Raw genomic sequence first — 18282 nt, 5'->3', positions numbered from 1 at the left:
CCCCGTCCTCCACGAGCCGCATAAGGCTTGATCCTAGAACATCGGAAGCGGGCAAGCCAGGCGCGGTGCCGTGGCAGGCTGCCCGGCTCCTAGCTGCTCGAACGCATCGCCACCGTGGCGATGCCGGCGCCGACCAGCAGCGTGCCGCCGGTGCGGTTGAAGATGCGGATCGCCTTGGGATTGCGCACGACATTGCGAGCCCTCGCCGCGATCAGCGCATAGCCGAAGGCATTGGCGAAGGCGAGCGCCAGGAAGGTCGTCTCGAAGATCAGCATCTGCGTCCAGAAATCGGCGTGCCGGTCGAGGAACTGCGGCAGGAAGGCGACGAAGAAGGTGATGCTTTTCGGGTTGAGCGCCGTGACCAGCCAGGCATGCGCCATCATTCTGGCCGAGGACACAACGTCAGTGCGCGGTTCGGCTTTCAGCGCGCCGCCGGCGCGGAACAGTTTCACGCCGAGATAGATCAGATAGCCGGCGCCGATCAGCTTCAGGATGGTGAAGACGGTCGCCGAAGCCGCCAGCAGCGCGCCGATGCCGAGCATTGACAGCGTCATCGCGGTAAAGTCGCCCAGTGCCACGCCGACCGCCATCGGCAATGCGGTGCGCCAGCCCTGGCCCAGCGCATAGGACACGACCAGAAGGATGGTCGGGCCTGGAATGATGAGTAGTATCGTCGATGCGGCGGCGAAGGCGGCCCAGTTTTCGAAGGACATGCTCGTCTCCCTTGAGCTCAAGAAAGAGGATAAATCCTTGGGTGCGGGAGAATGTAAAGAGGCCGGATTTTTGTTTTACGCAATTCCGGACGGAAACCGCCACGCACTTTTCCTGGAATTGCTGCGATATCGATGCGCCAAGGGCAGGCCGGCGTCAATTCGCGCCGCTCAGCGTGCTCGCGATATCGGCCAGGCTGACATTGGCGCCGAGAACCATTGCGGCCGCGGCGGCGGCCCTCGGCCAAAGGTCAGATAGGACGATTGAGCGCCCACCAGGCAATGCGCAGACGCCGGCTGTGCAAGGTCTTCATGCTTTATCAACCATGAATGATGAAAATGCCTGCTATCCGGCCGGACCGTGCTTCCCGCCGACAGCGTAGGGTTTGGGTATATGCGTGAGTTGCCGCAAGGTCTGACGCCGCCGCGAAACGGCGACGCAATCGAAACCGATTATCACCTTTCCCGCCGCGCCATTCTGTCCGGAGCAGGGGCGCTGGCCTTGCTCGGCGCCGCCGGCTGCTCCACCTCTGGCGGCGGTTTGCCGGCGCTGGAACTGGATGATGTCACCACCGGCTCGGTGCGGCCGATCCGGCCAAGCATCAGTGTCGACAGGAACGTCACCAGCCCGGACGTGATGTACGCGTCCATGACCGATGGCGGCTTCAACCTGCCGGAAGTGCCCTATCTCAAGGTCAAGCCGGAATTCCGCCGCCAGATCGTCGTCGACACGACAGGCGAAGCGCCCGGCACCATCGTCGTCCATCTGCAGGAGCGCATGCTCTATCTCGTGCAGCCGGGTGGCGACGCCATCCGCTATGGCGTCGGCATCGGCAAGGACGGCTTCCGCTGGTCCGGCCGCGCCAACATCCAGTACGGCAGGGAATGGCCGACCTGGACGCCGCCGCCGGAAATGATCGCCCGCAAGCCGGAACTGGTGAAGTGGCAGGCCGGGCAACCCGGTGGCCTCACCAACCCGCTTGGCGCCCGCGCCCTCTACATCTATCAGGACGGCAAGGACACCGGCTACCGCATCCACGGCTCGCCCGAGTGGTGGAGCATCGGCCAGGCCATGTCGTCGGGCTGCGTGCGCCTGATCAACCAGGACATCATCGATCTCTACAGCCGCGTCTCCAAGAAAAACCCGGTCGTCGTCGTCTGATCCTGCCGGCCTGCCGCGCGGCCGCCTCGTCTCTCTGTTTGAGCCCGATCTCTGGTGAAGGCCGGTTGCCACCCTCGGGTCAGGCCCGAGGGCATGCTTTTCGGGACCGCGCTCTGGTTCTCCCGTTGCGCGACGGCGAAAGACAGGCGAATGTGCCTGCGAATTCATCGCCCGGGAGACGTCAGGAATGGCCGGAACTTTTGTTATCGCGCAGGGCGGCGGTCCCACCGCCGTCATCAACCAGACGGTGGTCGGGGCGACGCTGGAGATCCGCAAGCGGCATCCCGGCGCCAAGGTCCTGGGCTCGATCCACGGTGTGCGCGGCATCCGTGACGGCAATTATGTCGACCTCTCCGCCATTCCCGAGGACCGGCTGCGGCTGATTGCCGGCACCCCAAGTGCGGCCCTTGGCTCGACCCGCGACAAGCCGGACGCGGCCTATTGCGACGTCATCCTCAATGGATTGAAGAAGGCCGGCGCCGACGCCTTCATCTATATCGGCGGCAACGACACGTCGGGCACGCAGCAAATCCTGACCGATGCCGCCGGCGGCAAGATCGCCTTTGTCCATGCGCCGAAAACCATCGACAATGATCTCGAGGAGAACGACCACACGCCGGGCTTCATGTCGGCGGCCGAGTTCGTCGCCGGCGCCTTCCTGTCCGTCGATCTCGATTTTCGCGCTCTGCCCGGCATCTATGTCGGCATCGTCATGGGCCGGCATGCCGGCTTCCTCACCGCGGCGGCCGCGGCCTGGCAGTTCGACCAGGACAGCGGGCCGCATCTTGTCTATGTGCCGGAGCGTCCGTTCTCGGCCGCCGGCTTCATCGACGACGTGCGCGCCACGCTCGACCGCCACAAGCGCTGCATCGTCGCCGTGTCGGAAGGCGTCAGCACCGCCGACGGCAAGGCGCTGGTCGAAAGCCTGGTGCCGCCCGACAAGCTGGAACGCGACGCGCACGGCAACGTCAAGCTGTCGGGCAGCGACCTGCCGGCGGCGCTCGAGCGCGCGCTGGCCGAGGGCCTGCCGGGCAAGCGGGCCCGCGTCGATGCGCTCGGCTATATGCCGCGTGGCTATGTCGGCGCCATCAGCGCGGTCGACGCGCGGGAGGCCTTCGATGCCGGCGCCTTCGCCGTCACCGTCGCCGAACAGGGCGGCGGCTCGGTGGCGCTCCAATATGACGGCGGTAAAACGGTGCTGAAGAAGGTGCCGTTGAAGAACGTTGCCGGCAAGACCCGCCACATGCCGGACGATTTCATGCAGCCCGATGTCAATCAGCTGTCCGAGGCAGGCATGGCATACCTCAAGCGGCTGGTGCCGGAAAAATACAAGATCGGGAAGCCGTTTGTCTGATGCCGGGCTCACACCTGATGCCAAGGCTCACACCGTGATGCCAGGCTCACCGTGATGCCAGGCTCACACATGATGCCCGACTGGTTCAGCAGGAGCATCGTCGACGACAAGACGACGATGCTGACCGAGCCGTTCGTGCATGCCTATGTGCGCGCCAACATCTGGCACCTGCGCGGCCGCGACGCCGACCTTCTGGTCGATACCGGCATGGGCATCTGCCCGCTGGCGCCGGAAATCGAAACGCAGCAGGGCAAGCCGCTTCTGGTGGTCGCGACGCACATCCATCTCGACCATGTCGGCTCGCTGCACGAATTCCCGTTGCGGGCCGGGCCAAGGATGAGTGCGGCGCAGTTCGAAAGCATGGATGAAGCCGCGACCTACGCCTATATGTTCCACGATCTCGAAGGTGCCGTTTCGAGACTGCCGGCACCGGGTTGGAAAGCCGCCGATTACAGGATTCCGTCGGCGCCCTTGACGCGGACCCTTGGCGAGGGCGACGTGGTCGACCTCGGCGACCGGAAATTCCGCGTGCTGCATCTGCCCGGACATTCGCCGGATTCTATCGCGCTGTTCGACGAGGCCGATGGCTTGTTCTTCAGCGGCGACGCCATCTACGACGACACGCTGATCGACAGCCTGCCGGACTCCGATCGCACGGCCTATCGCCATACGATGCAGCGCCTCCTCGACCTGCCGATCCGCATCGGCCACGGCGGTCACGGACCAAGCTTCGATGGCAAGCGCATGCGCGAGATTGCCACGGTCTATCTGCAGCGAACCGGCGGAATCTGATGCCTTGCGGGGCGGAAAAACCCGGCCTGGCCTGTCGCTAACGACATTGTGACCTGCCGTCCTCCGGAAATTAAATCTTCGTAACGTCGCCCGAAAACCCTAAATCGGGCCAATCCGCGCTCTAGATGCAGGGTTGTCGATCCGGTCGGCTGCCATGCCAGGCGAGACGGGCAATCGCGACCCTCGACACGCCGGATGATCGGGTTTCCCCGCATGGGGAAGAGGCTACGGCGCGCTGGATCAACTCTCGCCCGGACAAACGACCATGTCAGATATCCTTCGCAGACATCGCGTCGCGGCCTTGCTGGGCGCTGCGCTGATCATATCCCCCTTCGTCGTGTCTTTCGCCCAAAGTGCGGGCAACACCGTTCCGACAACCCAGACACCTGTCGCCGGCATCACGGCCCCCAACGGCTCGTTCGCCCCCATCGTGGCGGCCGACAAGCCGGCGGTGGTGACCGTCACCACCGTCATGAAGGCACAGCCGGCAAGCACCGATGACAACATGCCTCTCGGCAACTCGCCATTCGACGACTATTTCCGTCAGTTCTTCGGCGATCAGGGCATGCCGGCCCCGCGCACACCGCCGCAGCAGCAGGCGCAGCGTGCCGAGGCGCTCGGTTCCGGCTTCATCGTCGCCGACGACGGCACCATCGTCACCAACAACCACGTCGTCGATGGCGCTTCTTCGATCAAGGTGACGCTCGACGACGGCACCGAACTTCCCGCCAAGCTCGTCGGCAGCGATGCCAAGAACGATCTCGCCGTGCTCAAGATCAAGGCCGACAAGCCGTTGCCGACGGTCAAATGGGGTGACTCCGACAAGTTGATGACCGGCGACCAGGTGCTGGCGATCGGCAATCCGTTCGGCATCGGCACCACCGTCACCGCAGGCATCGTTTCGGCACGCGGTCGTGATCTGCACAGCGGGCCGTTTGACGATTTCATCCAGATCGACGCTCCGATCAACCATGGCAATTCCGGCGGCCCGCTGGTGGATATGAACGGCAATGTCGTCGGCATCAACGCGGCGATCTATTCGCCCAATGGTGGCAGCGTCGGCGTCGGCTTCGCCATCCCGTCCGATCAGGCCCGGAAAGTCGTCGCCAAGCTGATGAAGGACGGTTCCATCCAGTACGGTTACCTCGGCGTCGAGATTCAGCCGGTTACCCCGGATGTGGCGAGCGCCATCGGACTCGACCATCCCGGCGGGGCACTGGTTTCGCAGGTCAATGACGGCTCGCCGGCCGCCAGGGCCGGCGTCGAGACCGGCGACGTCATCACCGGCTTTGCCGGACAGGACGTGAAGGATCCCAAGGACTTGTCGCGGACCGTCGCCGACGTCGCACCCGGCGCCAGGGAGCCACTCGACGTCTGGCGCAAGGGCAAGGCGGTGCGGATTTCCGTCGATGTCGGCCAAAACAGCGATGACGTGAAGACCGCGTCGGTGACCGACGGCTCCGGTGCGCCCGGCACCGGGCAAGGCAATCGGGCCCCGGCGATCGGCCTCGGCCTGATCGACATCAAGCCCGACATTCGCCAGCAGCTGAACCTCGCCGACAATCAGCACGGCGCGGTGGTTGCCAGCGTCAGTCCCGACAAGGCGGCCGCGGCGTCCGGTATCGAGCCCGGCGACCTCATCGTTGCCGTCAATCAGGTGCCAGTGAAGAACGCCAGGCAGGTCACCCAGGCGATTGCCCAGGCCGGCAAGTCCGGCAGGAAATCGGTGCTGTTGCTGGTGGAGCGCGACGGCGGCCGGATTTATGTCGCGGTGCCGTTTGCCAATGGCTGACATGCGGCGCTGAACCGGGCGCAGGAACGGCAGGGCTGGTCGGACCAACGACGAACCCTCCGCCTGTATCAAGATTTCGGTTGCCCGCCACGGTATCTTCGAGAACATTGTGCAAGGCTGACAGATGGCCTGACACAGAGGGATTGCCGCAATGGTCACCCGAGGTTTTGTTTCTGGGCGGCGCCCACCGACCGACGGCGATGCGCGCATCCCGCCCGGGCAATATCTGGAGCAGGGATTTCCGGTCCTGTCGGCCGGTCCGACGCCGCGCGTGCGCACCGAGGACTGGTCGTTCACGCTGAAGCATGGGCCGCGACCAATCAAGAAATGGAATTGGGCCGAGTTCAACGCGCTGCCTTTGACCAAGATGACGCGAGACATCCATTGCGTGACCGCGTGGACCAAGTTCGACACGCCGTGGCAGGGCGTGCTGATCGACGATATCCTTGCCGATGCCGGTCTGGAGCCGCCGACCGGTTTCACGCTGGCGCATGCGTTCGACGGCTACACCACCAATGTGCCGGTAAAGGATCTGACCGCCGGCAAGGCGATGGTGGCGCTGCTCTACGAAGGCAAGCCGATCACCCCGGACCATGGCGGTCCGGCGCGGCTGCTCGTTCCGCATCTCTACTTCTGGAAGTCGGCCAAATGGTTGAACGGCCTGCAGTTCACGACGCGTGACGAGCCCGGCTTCTGGGAATTGCGCGGCTATCACATCTATGGCGACCCCTGGCGCGAACAGCGCTATACGGACGATCCATGAGCGAGGCGCTGGCGGCCCAGTCGCCCTGGCAGACAGCCGCGATCGTCCGCATCGAAAAGCGCACGCCGCGGGTCACCAGCTTCTTCTTCCGGCCGTCGCGGCCCTTCGCCTATCGAGCCGGGCAGCATGTCGATGTCAGGCTGACGGCGCCGGATGGTTATCAGGCGCGCCGCTCCTATTCCATAGCCTCCGCGCCCAGGACGGACGGGGCGATCGAGCTGGCGATCGAGAAACTCGATGATGGCGAGGTCTCGCCCTTCTTCCACGAGGTCGCCGCGGTTGGCGACGAGGTCGAACTGCGCGGGCCGCTCGGCGGGCATTTCGTCTGGCCCGATGATGATGGTGGGCCACTTCTGCTGGTCGGCGGCGGCTCGGGCGTCGTGCCGTTGATGTCGATGGTCCGCCATCGCGCCGCACGAAAATCGACGGTGCCCGTCGTTCTGGTCTTTTCGGCGCGCGTCTGGGACGAAGTGATCTTTCGTGACGAGCTGATCGGCCTCGACGACCGCGAGGACGGCTTCGGCCTGGTGCTGACCCTGACGCGCGAAGCCGCGCGCCGGCCGGCCGACTATTCACGACGGGTGGACGTCGCGATGATGGTGCAAGCCATGGCCCGGCTGCCCGAGCCGCCTGACACCGCCTTCGTCTGCGGCTCCAACGCTTTCGTTTCGGCTGCCGCCCAAGCGCTGACCGATGCCGGCGTTGCGGCTGAAATCATTCGCACCGAACGCTACGGGGTCTGAAGGAGGGTCGCTTCGCAGAGGTTGCGCTTGTCGTTTTTCGACGCGTGCCTCTCGTCCCCTCCGGTCTCAGCCGGCCGGCGAGAATTCTGCCGACAGCAATTGGAAAGGCAGTGCGCCATAGGTGGCGACGGCGGCTGCGTCATTCCATTCGCGAAACTGCCGCGACGGCCGCGCCTCCAGCGTCAAGGCCTGTTGTGAGCCGTCCAGCCTCACCTTGCCGCGAAAATGCAGCACCCTTTCCTTGCCGGATCGGCTGATGACCATGGCACGCAGGCGAGCAACATGGTCGTCACCGGCATTGATCTCCATCTCGATGCGGCGCCGGACCGGCGGGACAGCGATCCTGACGGTGACGTCCAGCATTATATCACCGGTTTTCTGCGGACCCGCGATAGCCTGCGAAAACACCAACGGCGCTCGCGCGGCTGGCGGCTTGCGCCCGACCAACTTGCCGCGCCAGGCCTTGGCCGGCGGCTCCTGTTGCAGCCGGCCGCTCTTTCGCTTCAGCCGCAATTGCTTGGCAAGGCCGCGCGACAGCCAGACCAGCCTGCCGAAATCGGTACGCGGCTTGGCCTGCAGCACGGCCGACCAGCGCGAAAGGCCGGTGCGGTCGGCCATCGCCAGCACGCGCGCCAGCACCCCATCCGGCACCGCCACGCCGATACCCAGCGCAAGATAGGAGAGCGCCACCGCCGCGGCGGCGGCAAGGCCTCGCCGGGCGACAATATCGAGGAACACGTCCCAGTCGACTTCGCCGTCGCGGATAGCCACGGCGCAATCGACCAGCCAGTCGCTGTGCGTGTGGGCATCGAGCCCGCCATGCGCGATGGCGAGCGCAATGCGGTCGGCAGGCGACGGCACCAGCACGCCGACACCGCTGAACGCGGCGGCCGCCGCCCGGCTCCAGATGGCCAGGTCGTCTTCATTGCTTTGCTGCGAACCGTCATAAGCCAGCTGGTGCAGGTCGATGTCACCGAAACTGCCCTTGAAGAAGTTCATCGATCGCAGCGACGGCAACCGGGTTCGCAGATATTGCGGGCTGACACCCGAGGCGATCTGCCAGTCGCGGTCGCGCAGCACGTCGAAGGCTGTTTGCATGTCCTGCGGCCGTACCAATATGTCTATGTCGTGCGCCACGCGGCCACGCTGCGCCGACGCGTTCAAGGCAATGCGGCTGGCGCCCTTGATCAGCATCACCATGCATCCGGCGTCCGCCATCGCCTTCAACGCTGGCTCCGCCTCGCGCATGGCCATGCGCGACTTGGTCCACAGCATCTTCTGCAGGCCAACGAGGCGCGGATAGGCGGAATGGCCGGCAAGCTTCCTGCCGAACCTGTCGGAGATGGCGGCAAGCAGCCGGTGCTCGCGGAAGGAGACGAGGTCGATGTCGTTCTCGTCCAGCCAGCGCGCCGCGCAAGCGGCGGCGGCGTCCTCGTCGGAAAGAAGCGCCGCCTTGAGCAACTGGTCGAGCCCGCCGGTCGGCCAGGACCAGCCATAGTCCGGAAAGCGGCGGCCGATGCGGCGAACTGCCTTGGCCGTCAACTCGTGCCCGCCTTGTTCCGTGCTCGCCGCTGCATGGCGAGCCTTGCCACCTGGAGATAGCCGCGATCGCGTGCCGGATCGCGTCCATAGGACAGGCTGCCCGGCCTGATGCGCCGCAACGCCAGCACCTCGTCCATCATATCAAGGACGAAACCGGCTTCGCGCACCCGGGCGATCCAGTCGATCATTTCGCCCCGGCCGCCCGGCGGATCGACGATTGGTCCAACGGTCTCGGCGACCGCGCGGCGGATCATCATGGTGGTCCGCGACCAGCCAGGCAAGGCAGCGGCCTCGGGCGCGTCGGGCCGGTCGTTGCGGAAATTCCGCCAGTGACAGAAAACCCCCGATGTCGCGGGAGATCCCTCGAGATGCGCGAGTTGCCTTTCGATCTTGTTGGGCAGCCACAGATCGTCCGCATCGAGCGTCGCGATGAGTGGCGTCGATAGCGCTGCAATGCCCCGGGTCGTGGCACTGCCGGGCCCGGCATTGTCCTGGTGCAACAGCTTGACCGGCAGGTTCATCGTCTTGATCACCGCGACCGTGTCGTCGGTCGAGCCGTCGTCGACGACGATGATGGTCTCGGGCCTGATCGACTGGGCCACGACCGATCGCAGGGTTTCAGCGATGGTGCCGGCTGCGTTGAAGGCTGGGATGACGACGCCGTATCCGCTCATCACATGAAATGCCAGTCAGCGAGAGGCCTGAGATCGAAGATACCCTCGATTCGACGCCGGGACGGATCTGCCTTGCGGCGGTTCATCGATTTGTAGATAGCGCGCATGAATTCACGGGACTGGACGTCGGTCTGTCGGGTCATGTTGCCGGGATGGCGTCTGTAGTAGAGCGCCACTGTCTCCGGCATCGCATATCTTGGCCCGCTTTCAAAGGTGCGCAGCAGGTAGTCGGTGTCCTCCGCCTGATTGAAGGCTTCGTCGAAACCACCGATTCGCTCGACAAGCCGGCGCGAAAAGATCGCCGCCGACAGATGGATGCCCCGAACCGTGATGCTGTTGCTGCTGGCGGCCGGCTCCAGACGCTCGTCGTCGATCTGGTCGACAAGCATCATTTTTGAATAGGTGAGGTCCAGGTCCGGATCATTCCGGAAGAGTTCGACATCGGCCTCGAAGCGTCCAGCGGGGGAAATGTCGTCCGAATCGAGAAAGGACACCAGTTCCGTTTCCGGATCGAGCAGCCTGAGCCCGGTGTTGCGCGTCCGGGTCACCCCCAGGTTGGGCTGCTGGAACAGGCGGATGCAGGGGTTTTCATCCATCACCGAGCGCACGACTTCGGCCGATCCGTCTGTCGAGCCATCATCGATGACGATGATGTCGAGATCGGCGGCGTCGCGTTGTCTCAACAGCGAGCGCAGGGCCGCGCCGACAAAGGCCTCGCGGTTGTAGACGGGCATGATCACGCTCAGCCTCATTGATGGCTTCACGATCGTTGCGGGCTTGGCCGATCCGAACCGATTGTGTCCGGCATCACAGCATCTGCCAGTTGGCCGGGCCCTTCAGTTCGAAGATGCCCTGGACTTCATGTAACGACGGGTCGGCCTTGCGCCGCCGCATCGACTTGTGGATGGCACGCAAGTGGTTGCGGACCCTGCCGCTATGTTCCCTGGTGACATTGCCAGCGTGGCGCCGGTAGTAGATCGCGACGGCATCCAGCAATTCGTAGTTCGGACCCGTTTCGAAAACACGCAGCAGATAGTCGGTGTCCTCGGCCTGTTCGAAATCCTCGTCGAATTGGCCCGTCCGGTCGACAAGCCCCCTGCTGAACACGGCCGCGCTCAGCGAAATTCCCCGAAGCGTCATGGTACGGCTGTCGGCCGCGGGCTCAAGCCTCTCGTCGTCAATCCGGTCGGCCAGCGTCATCAGCGAATAGGTCAATTCGAGGCGGGGATCGGCCATGAAGCACGCAAGATCTCTCTTGAAGCGTCCCGCCAGCGAGATGTCGTCCGAATCCAGGAACGACACGAACCCGGCCTCCGGCGGCAGCTGCCGCAACCCGGCATTGCGCGCCCTGGCGACGCCCATATTGGCCTGCCGGAACAGGCGGATGCAGGGGGTCTCGCGCATCATCGAGCGCACGGCCTCCGCCGAACCGTCGGTCGAGCCGTCATCGATGACGATGATGTCGAGATCGACGTCGCGCTGCCGCACCAGCGAGCGCAATGCCGAAACGACATAGCGCTCGCGGTTGTAGACAGGCATGATCACGCTCAGTTTCACGAAGCGCCCCGCGCGAGGAAATCCGCGACCGTGCCGGCGATCTCCTGCGGCTGCGTCCCCAGCGACAGACGGTAGCACGGCAGCAGGCGGGTTAGATCACTGAAGAAGCGAAAGCCGCTTTCCCGCTCGCCCGGCATCTGCGCTATGCCGGACGGCGCCAATGCAATCATGGCATCCCTGCGCGACACCGGCATGATCGAGCTTGCCCCGCCACCGCTGATATGTGGCACCACCAGCGCAACGATGTCCAGCGTTGCCGGTACCGGCCGAGGCGCGATGTCGCCAATGTGAAAAGCATGCTTGCCCTGCCAGTTGAGCGGACCGTTGGCGGGCACCCGGCGCTTCAGCCCGAGCCGCGCAAACCCTTGGGGATCTTGTTTCAGCGTTGAAAACAGCGGACGCGCGGTCACGCCGTTGGCGAGGTCGATCAGCACATAGTCGTCGCCGACGCTGTCCAGACCGTTGAGGAGGCCGGCAGCGACGGTGCCGGATTTGCCGGCGCCGCCCGCGCCGGCCAGCAGCACGCCCTTGCCGTTGGCGCCAAGCGTGCCGGCATGGGTCAGCCGCATGCCGCGTGCCGCATACTCCCAGTGCAGGAAGGCGCGCAGCGGCGCGCCAGGTTCCCAGGGCGGAAAGGCGTCGGCCGAGCCCATCAACTGCACGCCAACGCGACGTTGCGGATCGTAGAACTGCCAGAAATCGAGATCGTGAAAATAGTGGCCGCGCAACCCGGCCTCGGCGAGGCGCTCGGCAAAGCCGTGTTCGGTGAAGTGCGCGTCGCCCCACCGTGCCGGCTCCGGGATGCCGTGGATGCCCGGATGAGCAATAAAAATGCGGCAGCGGGAGCTTTCCGGTTGATCACCCCTGCTCTCGACAAAAGCATGGCCGAGCGCATCCGCCAGCACACCGGGACCGAGATGCGCGGTCACTTCCAGCCAGGGCAGGCGGATCTTTCGCGTGAGTGGATAGGGCGCGGACGCGCCTTCGGCGGCGGCGATGAGATAGCGGGCGTAGTCCGGCAAGGTTTCGAGGGTAACGCGCGACATGGCCAGGTCCAGCACCCCTCTGTCACGGATGCGACTGATCGTCAGGATGCCTGCTTGACTGCCGGCCAGCCCAGCGGTTCCTCGACTTCATGGATGGGATCCACGATGATGAGGTCGGCGAGGTCGTCGTGGACACTCACGTTGAGCGGCTCGCTCGTGGCCGCAAGCGCGGCAAGCAGGTCGCCCGGCAGTGGCTGCGCCGGCGCGTCGGAACGCGTCAGGAGCCGCAGTTCGACCAATTGCGATACGAAGCCGTCGAGTTCAGCCGGGCCTATTGTCGAGGCGCCTGCGGTCAGCCCGATCAGGGCCTGGGCATCGACGCCGGACGAAAGCGCCTGCCAGATCCTGCTGCCTGAATCGGAAAACCCGAAATATTTCCCGCTCGAAAGATCGAGCACCACGGCCTCGCCGTCGAAGGACTCAAAGACAATGTCCTTGCTCGCGATTGTGTAGACATTGGCATGGCGCATCGTTCTTGGCCCCGCGGCTTGAGCGACCAGATCGCCGGTCGACGCGGTCGCTCCCCAACAACGCCTGTAAACACTCGGTTCTTCCTTGGCAAGACAACGGGTGCCGGTGAGGCGTCGACCATTTTTGGGAGCGGTCTGGCTCCGGGTGGATCACGCCTCGATTTCGAGCGCCGAAAGTGGTTTCGAGCAGCAGGCGAGGATGAAACCGTCGTCGATCTCATGATCGAGGATACCGCCATTGTGGCTCATCTCGACGGCGCCCGCCACCTTCTTGACCTTGCAGGTTCCGCACAGGCCGAACTCGCAGGCGGCGGGGATACGCACGCCCGAAGCCCGCGCCGTCTGCAGCACGGTCTGGCCGGCGACGCACTCGGCATCGACATCCGAAAGCGAGAAGCGGATCGGCGTGGCGGCTTCGACGGGAACCGCGGTGCCGTCGCGCGCCTGCGCCGCGAACGGCGCCGGGATCTCCTCCACGACAGGCGCCGCAAAGCTCTCCTGATGGTATTTCGTCATGTCGAAGCCGGCGGCCTCCAGCATGCCGCGCACGGCGCGCATGAAGGGATCGGGGCCGCAGCAGAAGATTTCGCGTTCGCGGAAATCAGGCGCCAGCAACGGCAGCCGGATCGCGTCGATGCGGCCCATATGGCCGAACCAGCCCTCGCGGCTCGACCGCTCCTCGATCATGAAGCCGAGCGACAGGCCGGGCATGCGGCTGCCGAGCAGCTCGAGCTCCTTGCGGAAAATGATCTCTTCCGGGCGGCGCGCGCAGTTGACGAAGCCGACATCGGTCCATGGCGCGCAGTCGTTGAGCCAGCGCAGCATCGACATCATCGGCGTCACGCCGGAGCCGGCCGAAATGAACAGGTATTTGGCCGCCGGGTGGCTGTGCAACGAGAAGTCGCCGGCCGGGCCATAGGCCTTGACATGGGTGCCGGGCGTCAGATGATCGAACATCCAGCGTGTGCCGATGCTGCCCGCTTGTGCCTTAACCGTCACCGCGATCGAGAACGGCCGCGACGGCGAGGACGACAGCGTATAGGTGCGCATCAGCGGCCCGTCGGCGGTCGGCAGTTCCAACGTCACGAACTGGCCAGGCTTGTAGCGGAACCAGGTCTGGTTATCGGAGCGGAAGGTGAAGGTCTTTACGTCAGGGGCCTCGTCGGCGACGCCGATCACTTCCAGCACCTGGAGCCTGTCGTTCCAGGGCGCCATCTCGTCGAGATGGCGATAGAGGCCAAGATCCGTCATCGCATTCATCCTCTTGTCCCTTTTGTTCCGTGCATGTCGTGATCCCAAAACCGCTGCGCACTTTTGGGCGACATGCGCTAGGCGACGCTGCGCAGGGCCGGCCTGCCGTCTCCGGCCAGGCGTGGGCCGATGAAACGCGCGTACCAGTCGACGAACTGGATCACGCCGCCCTCATGCAACTCCGAATAGGGACCTGGTTCGTAGGCCGGCGACAGGATGCCGAAGGCGTTTTCCTCGACGATGCGGCGGTCCTGGTCGTTGGTCTCGGTCCACACATGGGTGAGTTCGGCGAGATCGTAGTCGACGCCTTCGACCGCATCCTTGTGCACCAGCCATTTGGTTGTCACCGCGGTCTCCGTGGCGCTGATCGGCAGCACGCGGAAGGTCACCGCATGGTCGATGAGGATGTGGTTCCACGTCGTCGGATAGTGATAGTGCATCAAAGTGCCGATGCGGTCGGCGGAGACGGCTTCGGACAGGTTCTTCTTCACCGCCCGCTTGCCGGTCATCGTGTAGCTGACGGCATCGCGCAGCAGCGGCGCGCGGGTGGCACGGTACTGTCCGGCCGTATCGATGCGAAACTTGCTCGGCAGGCCGGTCGCTTCGCATTTCGCCCAGTGCGCGAGCATTTCAGGATCACTGTCGGCGCCTTGCACGCCGGTCACCGTCGGTGCTTCCGGGAAGGTCTTGCAGAGCTCCGGATGATTGCCGGCGCAATGGTAGCACTCGCGGTTGTTTTCCCAGACCAGCTTCCAGTTGCCCTTCTCGATGATCGTGCTCTCGAAGGCGACTTTTGCCTCACTTAGCCGGTGCGGCTTGAGATAGGGTTCGATCATCGCCCGCATCGGCGCGAAATCCGCCGGCTCCTTGGCCAGGCAAATGAAGATGTAACCGCCGACCGTCTCGCAGGCGACCGGCTTCAGGCCGAACTGGCTCTTGTCGAAACCGTCGGCCATCTGCCTGGCGAACAGCAGCCTTCCGTCCAGCTCATAGGTCCATTGGTGGTAGGGGCAGACCAGCTTTGCCGCCGTGCCCTTGTCGGAATTGCAGACACGGCTGCCGCGATGGCGGCAGGAATTGTGGAAGCCGTTGATCTTGCCTTGCTGGTCGCGGACGATGACGACCGGATAGTCACCGATCTGCACGGTGATGTAGCTGCCCGGCTTCGGCAGTTCGCAATCATGGCCGATGAACAGCCAGTCGCGATACCAGATCAGCTCCATGTCGAGCTTGAAAAAGTCGGGATCGGTGTAGAAGGGCTGCTCTAGTGAAAAGCCTTGCTTGCGGCCATTCAAGAGCCTCAGCATGTCGTTGCGCGCGTCCATGTCCTGTCCTCACAATCAAGGACTGCATCGGAGGGGAAGAGAGGAAGGATCGGACGCAAGCCGGCGATGAGCCGGACATGCACCATCCACCTCTTGACCGCCCACCGCGATCAGTCGAGTCTAGACATCTCCGGCTGGTTTCCGGGCTCTGGAGTTGTCCTTGCGGACGATCGCGACACCTTCCCAGGCTTTCGGCCCAGTGGTCTCCCGTTGCGACTTGAACTCCACCACCGTTGCGGGGGCAGCGCCGGATTCTGACCGGCTTCCCAATTCTCCGCCTCGTCGTCACGAAGCGGCACCTGAGATGTCATGATCTAATCACGACGGCGATTGCGACATCGGCATGAAAGCGACATCGCATCCATGCGGCGCGACACGCATACGAAACGCCCCGGTTGTCGATTGCGGGGCTGAAATCCATCTGCCCGGCTGCCATTTGCCGGCTGCGATCTTCTCGAATCCGGTCGCTTGCGGAGGCCAAGAACGGTTAACGGTTTCGAAAAGTGACTATTAGCTCTCTCTAAAATCGAACCGAACGGTTCGTTTCTGTTGACGATGCGTGCAGGACGGTGTGAACACTGGGCTTGCGACACAGTTGGTGATCGGAGGGATGTTTTAGGCTATCATATTGATATAACACATAAAAATAACCGGTGTAGAAGCCTTTGGCACAATTTCAAGTAGCAGATTCATGGTCCACGCGAAACAACTTCGTGATTGGAAATGGCCGGATGGCTTTCCCACATCGGGGCGGTCCGAACGACGCGAATTCCTTCCAAGACACGCCGCTAGACGGACGGAAATAAGAAGATACTGGAGTATCAAAAATGAAAAAGATTGTCCTCACTGCCGCCGCCCTTCTGGCCATCTCCGGCAGCGCCTTCGCTAATGGTAGCGATCACTACGGTTCGAATGCCCCGGCAGCCACCGCTGTCGACAGCTCGTACACCGCTTCGATCAAGAAGTCGGAACCGGCTGCTCAGACGCCTGCCCAGGGCAGCGACCGTAACCTCTTCGGCAATCACTAACAGCCGATCCCCAGCAGGCGGCGGGCTTGCCCGCCGCCCTGGCGAAATCCAGAAATTCAGGAGTACTTGAAATGAAGAAGATCATCCTTTCTGCCGCCGCCGTTCTGGCCATCTCCGGCAGCGCCTTCGCCGGCAGCGACAACTTTGGCTCCAATGGCGCCAATCAGCCTGCAGCCACCTCGGTTGACAGCTCGCGCACGGCTTCGATCCAGAAGTCGGCTCAGGCTGAAAAGCAGCCCGTCGTTCAGGGCAGCGACCGTAACCTCTTCGGCAACAACTAACAGCCGATTCTCCAGGTGACGGCGGGCTTGCCCGCCGCCCTGGCGAAGTCCAGAAATTCAGGAGTACTTGAAATGAAGAAGATCCTTATCGCCACCGCCGCCCTCCTTGCCATTTCCGGCAGCGCTTTTGCCGGCAGCGACAATTTTGGCTCCAACGGTGCCAACCAGCCCGCCGCTGCGGTCGACAGCTCGTACACGGCTTCCATCAAGAAGTCGGAGCCGGCCGCCCAGGCGCCTGCCCAGGGCAGCAACCGCAACCTGTTCGGCAACAACTAACACCCGACAGCAAGGCGGCGGGGCCAGCCCGCCGCCTTGAACGCGAAAATACCGGAGTATCAAAAATGAAAAAGATTGTTCTTACTGCCGCCGCTCTTCTGATTGCCGCCGGCAGCGCCTATGCCCGCAACGACAACGTTGGCGGCACCGACATCAACAAGCAGGCGACCGTCAATGTCGACACCTCGCATACGGGCTCGATCCGCAACAGCGGCTCGCCCGTCTACAAGCTGCTCAATTCGTCGGGCGACGTAGAGAAGTCAGCCCCTCAGGGCAGCGACCGGAACCTCTTCGGCCACTAACAGCCGAAGTCGATTCCTGAAACAAGAGCGGCGGGCCTTGCCCGCCGCTCTTGTTTTTGTCTCGTCTTGGTCCAGCGGGACTGGCCGCCTCAGGCCGCCTTTGCCTCCGGCTTCTGGAGCGCGAAGGAATGTCCGTCCGCATCGAAGATATGCAGGTCCTCGGCATTGGCGCTCAGCCGCAATGTCGAGCCGCGCTTGACCTCGACATTGCCAGGCAGCTTGGTCACCAGCGGCAGGTCGGCGCGGCCGATGTCGACGTAGACAAGCTGGACCTCGCCGAGCTGTTCGACATAGTCCACCGTTCCTTCGAACAGATAGTCCGCGCCGGTGGCGATGATCAGGTCTTCCGGCCGCACCCCGAAACTCACCGCAGCACCCTTTGCCGAAGCCGGTGTCGAGATCGGCACCGTCGCCTTCCGCCCGCCGACATGGCTGACGACGGTCGGGTTTCCGGTCTTGTCGATGGTCGCCGGCAGGATGTTCATGGCCGGCGAGCCGATGAACTGGGCGACGAACAGATTGCCGGGCTTCTTGTAGAGGTCCATCGGCGTGCCGACCTGTTCGATATGGCCTTCCTTGAGCACCACGATACGGTCGGCCAGCGTCATCGCCTCGACCTGGTCGTGGGTGACGTAGATCATGGTCGTGTTGGGCATCGATTCCTTGAGCTTGGCGATCTCGATGCGGGTGGCGACGCGCAGCGCCGCGTCAAGGTTCGACAGCGGCTCGTCGAACAGGAACACTTTCGGATTGCGCACGATGGCGCGGCCGATGGCGACGCGCTGGCGCTGGCCGCCCGACATCGCCTTGGGCAGGCGGTCGAGATATTTGGTCAGCTGCAGGATTTCCGCCGCCTGCCGCACCCGCTTGTCGATCTCGGTCTTGCTTTCCTTGCCGATCTTCATCGAGAAGGCCATGTTGTCGTAGACGGTCATGTGCGGATAAAGCGCATAGGACTGGAACACCATGGCGATGCCCCGCTTCGACGGCGGCACGTCGTTCACCACCTCGCCGGCGATCTTGAGCTCACCGGAGGTGATTTCCTCGAGCCCGGCGATCGACCGCAGCAAGGTCGACTTGCCGCAACCGGACGGGCCGACGAAGACGATGAATTCGCCCGACTTTATATCGAGGTCGATGCCATGGAGAATGTTCAGATTGCCGTAGGACTTCTTCACTTGTCTTAGCGTGACATCGGCCATTGGTTTCCTCCC

Annotated in this window: 20 protein-coding genes and 1 riboswitch; of the genes, 10 read left to right on the top strand and 10 right to left on the bottom strand. The window is 63.7% G+C overall.

The window, feature by feature from the left end:
* Positions 1 to 89: 89 nt before the first annotated feature.
* Positions 90 to 713 (bottom strand): LysE family translocator, encoded by a 624-nt coding sequence (locus OOJ09_RS05125; protein ID WP_269904159.1) that lies wholly within the window; start codon positions 711 to 713, stop codon positions 90 to 92.
* Positions 714 to 1104: 391 nt separating this feature from the next.
* Here OOJ09_RS05125 and OOJ09_RS05120 point away from each other — a divergent pair, with 391 nt between their 5' ends.
* The 6 genes from OOJ09_RS05120 (at position 1105) to OOJ09_RS05095 (ending at position 7316) form a co-directional block, all read left to right on the top strand.
* The gene (locus OOJ09_RS05120) at positions 1105 to 1872 is read left to right on the top strand and encodes a L,D-transpeptidase (protein WP_269904158.1); all 768 of its coding nucleotides are present in this window, start codon (positions 1105 to 1107) and stop codon (positions 1870 to 1872) included.
* Positions 1873 to 2059: 187 nt separating this feature from the next.
* Complete coding sequence (locus OOJ09_RS05115; RefSeq protein ID WP_269904157.1) at positions 2060 to 3226, top strand: diphosphate--fructose-6-phosphate 1-phosphotransferase; 1167 nt, start codon at positions 2060 to 2062, stop codon at positions 3224 to 3226.
* A 72-nt stretch (positions 3227 to 3298) separates the two neighbouring features.
* Positions 3299 to 4018, top strand: coding sequence for an MBL fold metallo-hydrolase (locus OOJ09_RS05110; protein ID WP_269904853.1), 720 nt, complete (start codon positions 3299 to 3301; stop codon positions 4016 to 4018).
* Between the two features lie 265 nt (positions 4019 to 4283).
* Positions 4284 to 5810 carry a DegQ family serine endoprotease gene (locus tag OOJ09_RS05105; protein WP_269904156.1) on the top strand — a complete coding sequence of 509 codons (1527 nt, stop codon included), beginning with the start codon at positions 4284 to 4286 and terminating at the stop codon, positions 5808 to 5810.
* A 151-nt stretch (positions 5811 to 5961) separates the two neighbouring features.
* Positions 5962 to 6573 (top strand): molybdopterin-dependent oxidoreductase, encoded by a 612-nt coding sequence (locus OOJ09_RS05100; protein WP_269904155.1) that lies wholly within the window; start codon positions 5962 to 5964, stop codon positions 6571 to 6573.
* Positions 6570 to 7316: an FAD-binding oxidoreductase gene (locus OOJ09_RS05095; RefSeq protein WP_269904154.1), complete on the top strand. Its 747-nt coding sequence runs from the start codon at positions 6570 to 6572 to the stop codon at positions 7314 to 7316. The genes OOJ09_RS05100 and OOJ09_RS05095 overlap by 4 nt, the downstream gene beginning before the upstream one ends.
* Positions 7317 to 7382: 66 nt before the next feature.
* Here the strand turns inward: OOJ09_RS05095 and OOJ09_RS05090 are convergent, their stop codons facing one another.
* The 8 genes from OOJ09_RS05090 to OOJ09_RS05055 form a co-directional block, all read right to left on the bottom strand.
* On the bottom strand, positions 7383 to 8858 hold the full coding sequence (locus OOJ09_RS05090) for a nucleotidyltransferase family protein (protein WP_269904153.1): 1476 nt from the start codon (positions 8856 to 8858) through the stop codon (positions 7383 to 7385).
* Positions 8855 to 9532, bottom strand: a complete 678-nt coding sequence (locus OOJ09_RS05085; RefSeq protein WP_269904152.1) for a glycosyltransferase family 2 protein — start codon at positions 9530 to 9532, stop codon at positions 8855 to 8857. Before OOJ09_RS05085 ends, OOJ09_RS05090 begins: the two co-directional genes overlap by 4 nt.
* Positions 9532 to 10284 (bottom strand): glycosyltransferase family 2 protein, encoded by a 753-nt coding sequence (locus OOJ09_RS05080; protein WP_269904151.1) that lies wholly within the window; start codon positions 10282 to 10284, stop codon positions 9532 to 9534. The genes OOJ09_RS05085 and OOJ09_RS05080 overlap by 1 nt, the downstream gene beginning before the upstream one ends.
* Before the next feature lie 55 nt (positions 10285 to 10339).
* On the bottom strand, positions 10340 to 11089 hold the full coding sequence (locus tag OOJ09_RS05075) for a glycosyltransferase family 2 protein (protein ID WP_269904150.1): 750 nt from the start codon (positions 11087 to 11089) through the stop codon (positions 10340 to 10342).
* Positions 11086 to 12135 (bottom strand): serine kinase, encoded by a 1050-nt coding sequence (locus OOJ09_RS05070; RefSeq protein ID WP_269904149.1) that lies wholly within the window; start codon positions 12133 to 12135, stop codon positions 11086 to 11088. Before OOJ09_RS05070 ends, OOJ09_RS05075 begins: the two co-directional genes overlap by 4 nt.
* Positions 12136 to 12176: 41 nt before the next feature.
* Positions 12177 to 12605 (bottom strand): PqqD family protein, encoded by a 429-nt coding sequence (locus tag OOJ09_RS05065; RefSeq protein ID WP_269904148.1) that lies wholly within the window; start codon positions 12603 to 12605, stop codon positions 12177 to 12179.
* Between the two features lie 150 nt (positions 12606 to 12755).
* Positions 12756 to 13856: a hybrid-cluster NAD(P)-dependent oxidoreductase gene (locus tag OOJ09_RS05060; RefSeq protein WP_269904147.1), complete on the bottom strand. Its 1101-nt coding sequence runs from the start codon at positions 13854 to 13856 to the stop codon at positions 12756 to 12758.
* Between the two features lie 77 nt (positions 13857 to 13933).
* Positions 13934 to 15181, bottom strand: a complete 1248-nt coding sequence (locus OOJ09_RS05055; RefSeq protein ID WP_269904146.1) for an aromatic ring-hydroxylating oxygenase subunit alpha — start codon at positions 15179 to 15181, stop codon at positions 13934 to 13936.
* 114 nt (positions 15182 to 15295) lie between these two features.
* A riboswitch (cobalamin riboswitch) is annotated at positions 15296 to 15499 on the bottom strand.
* Positions 15500 to 16008: 509 nt separating this feature from the next.
* Between OOJ09_RS05055 and OOJ09_RS05050 the strand changes: the two genes are divergently transcribed.
* The 4 genes from OOJ09_RS05050 (at position 16009) to OOJ09_RS05035 (ending at position 17068) form a co-directional block, all read left to right on the top strand.
* Positions 16009 to 16209 carry a DUF680 domain-containing protein gene (locus tag OOJ09_RS05050; protein ID WP_269904145.1) on the top strand — a complete coding sequence of 67 codons (201 nt, stop codon included), beginning with the start codon at positions 16009 to 16011 and terminating at the stop codon, positions 16207 to 16209.
* Positions 16210 to 16280: 71 nt separating this feature from the next.
* Positions 16281 to 16490, top strand: coding sequence for a DUF680 domain-containing protein (locus OOJ09_RS05045; RefSeq protein WP_269904144.1), 210 nt, complete (start codon positions 16281 to 16283; stop codon positions 16488 to 16490).
* Positions 16491 to 16562: 72 nt separating this feature from the next.
* Positions 16563 to 16766, top strand: a complete 204-nt coding sequence (locus tag OOJ09_RS05040) for a DUF680 domain-containing protein (protein ID WP_269904143.1) — start codon at positions 16563 to 16565, stop codon at positions 16764 to 16766.
* 65 nt (positions 16767 to 16831) lie between these two features.
* The gene (locus OOJ09_RS05035) at positions 16832 to 17068 is read left to right on the top strand and encodes a DUF680 domain-containing protein (RefSeq protein WP_091586240.1); all 237 of its coding nucleotides are present in this window, start codon (positions 16832 to 16834) and stop codon (positions 17066 to 17068) included.
* Between the two features lie 89 nt (positions 17069 to 17157).
* On the opposite strand, the gene OOJ09_RS05030 is transcribed toward OOJ09_RS05035, so the two are convergent.
* Positions 17158 to 18270, bottom strand: coding sequence for an ABC transporter ATP-binding protein (locus OOJ09_RS05030; protein ID WP_269904142.1), 1113 nt, complete (start codon positions 18268 to 18270; stop codon positions 17158 to 17160).
* Positions 18271 to 18282: the final 12 nt, after the last annotated feature.

The sequence above is a fragment of the Mesorhizobium qingshengii genome, assembly GCF_027563465.1.
Classification (GTDB): domain Bacteria; phylum Pseudomonadota; class Alphaproteobacteria; order Rhizobiales; family Rhizobiaceae; genus Mesorhizobium; species Mesorhizobium qingshengii_A.
This window is presented reverse-complemented; position numbering and strand designations above follow the sequence as displayed.

Bases quoted from the DNA above. Each gene is read 5' to 3' on its own strand.
- OOJ09_RS05060 (WP_269904147.1), bottom strand. From the start codon at position 13,856: ATGACGGATCTTGGCCTCTATCGCCATCTCGACGAGATGGCGCCCTGG.
- OOJ09_RS05085 (WP_269904152.1), bottom strand. From the start codon at position 9,532: ATGAGCGGATACGGCGTCGTCATCCCAGCCTTCAACGCAGCCGGCACC.
- OOJ09_RS05125 (WP_269904159.1), bottom strand. From the start codon at position 713: ATGTCCTTCGAAAACTGGGCCGCCTTCGCCGCCGCATCGACGATACTA.
- OOJ09_RS05040 (WP_269904143.1), top strand. From the start codon at position 16,563: ATGAAGAAGATCCTTATCGCCACCGCCGCCCTCCTTGCCATTTCCGGC.
- OOJ09_RS05035 (WP_091586240.1), top strand. From the start codon at position 16,832: ATGAAAAAGATTGTTCTTACTGCCGCCGCTCTTCTGATTGCCGCCGGC.
- OOJ09_RS05070 (WP_269904149.1), bottom strand. From the start codon at position 12,135: ATGTCGCGCGTTACCCTCGAAACCTTGCCGGACTACGCCCGCTATCTC.
- OOJ09_RS05095 (WP_269904154.1), top strand. From the start codon at position 6,570: ATGAGCGAGGCGCTGGCGGCCCAGTCGCCCTGGCAGACAGCCGCGATC.
- OOJ09_RS05110 (WP_269904853.1), top strand. From the start codon at position 3,299: ATGCCCGACTGGTTCAGCAGGAGCATCGTCGACGACAAGACGACGATG.
- OOJ09_RS05065 (WP_269904148.1), bottom strand. From the start codon at position 12,605: ATGCGCCATGCCAATGTCTACACAATCGCGAGCAAGGACATTGTCTTT.
- OOJ09_RS05105 (WP_269904156.1), top strand. From the start codon at position 4,284: ATGTCAGATATCCTTCGCAGACATCGCGTCGCGGCCTTGCTGGGCGCT.
- OOJ09_RS05030 (WP_269904142.1), bottom strand. From the start codon at position 18,270: ATGGCCGATGTCACGCTAAGACAAGTGAAGAAGTCCTACGGCAATCTG.
- OOJ09_RS05115 (WP_269904157.1), top strand. From the start codon at position 2,060: ATGGCCGGAACTTTTGTTATCGCGCAGGGCGGCGGTCCCACCGCCGTC.
- OOJ09_RS05100 (WP_269904155.1), top strand. From the start codon at position 5,962: ATGGTCACCCGAGGTTTTGTTTCTGGGCGGCGCCCACCGACCGACGGC.
- OOJ09_RS05120 (WP_269904158.1), top strand. From the start codon at position 1,105: ATGCGTGAGTTGCCGCAAGGTCTGACGCCGCCGCGAAACGGCGACGCA.
- OOJ09_RS05080 (WP_269904151.1), bottom strand. From the start codon at position 10,284: ATGAGGCTGAGCGTGATCATGCCCGTCTACAACCGCGAGGCCTTTGTC.
- OOJ09_RS05055 (WP_269904146.1), bottom strand. From the start codon at position 15,181: ATGGACGCGCGCAACGACATGCTGAGGCTCTTGAATGGCCGCAAGCAA.
- OOJ09_RS05050 (WP_269904145.1), top strand. From the start codon at position 16,009: ATGAAAAAGATTGTCCTCACTGCCGCCGCCCTTCTGGCCATCTCCGGC.
- OOJ09_RS05045 (WP_269904144.1), top strand. From the start codon at position 16,281: ATGAAGAAGATCATCCTTTCTGCCGCCGCCGTTCTGGCCATCTCCGGC.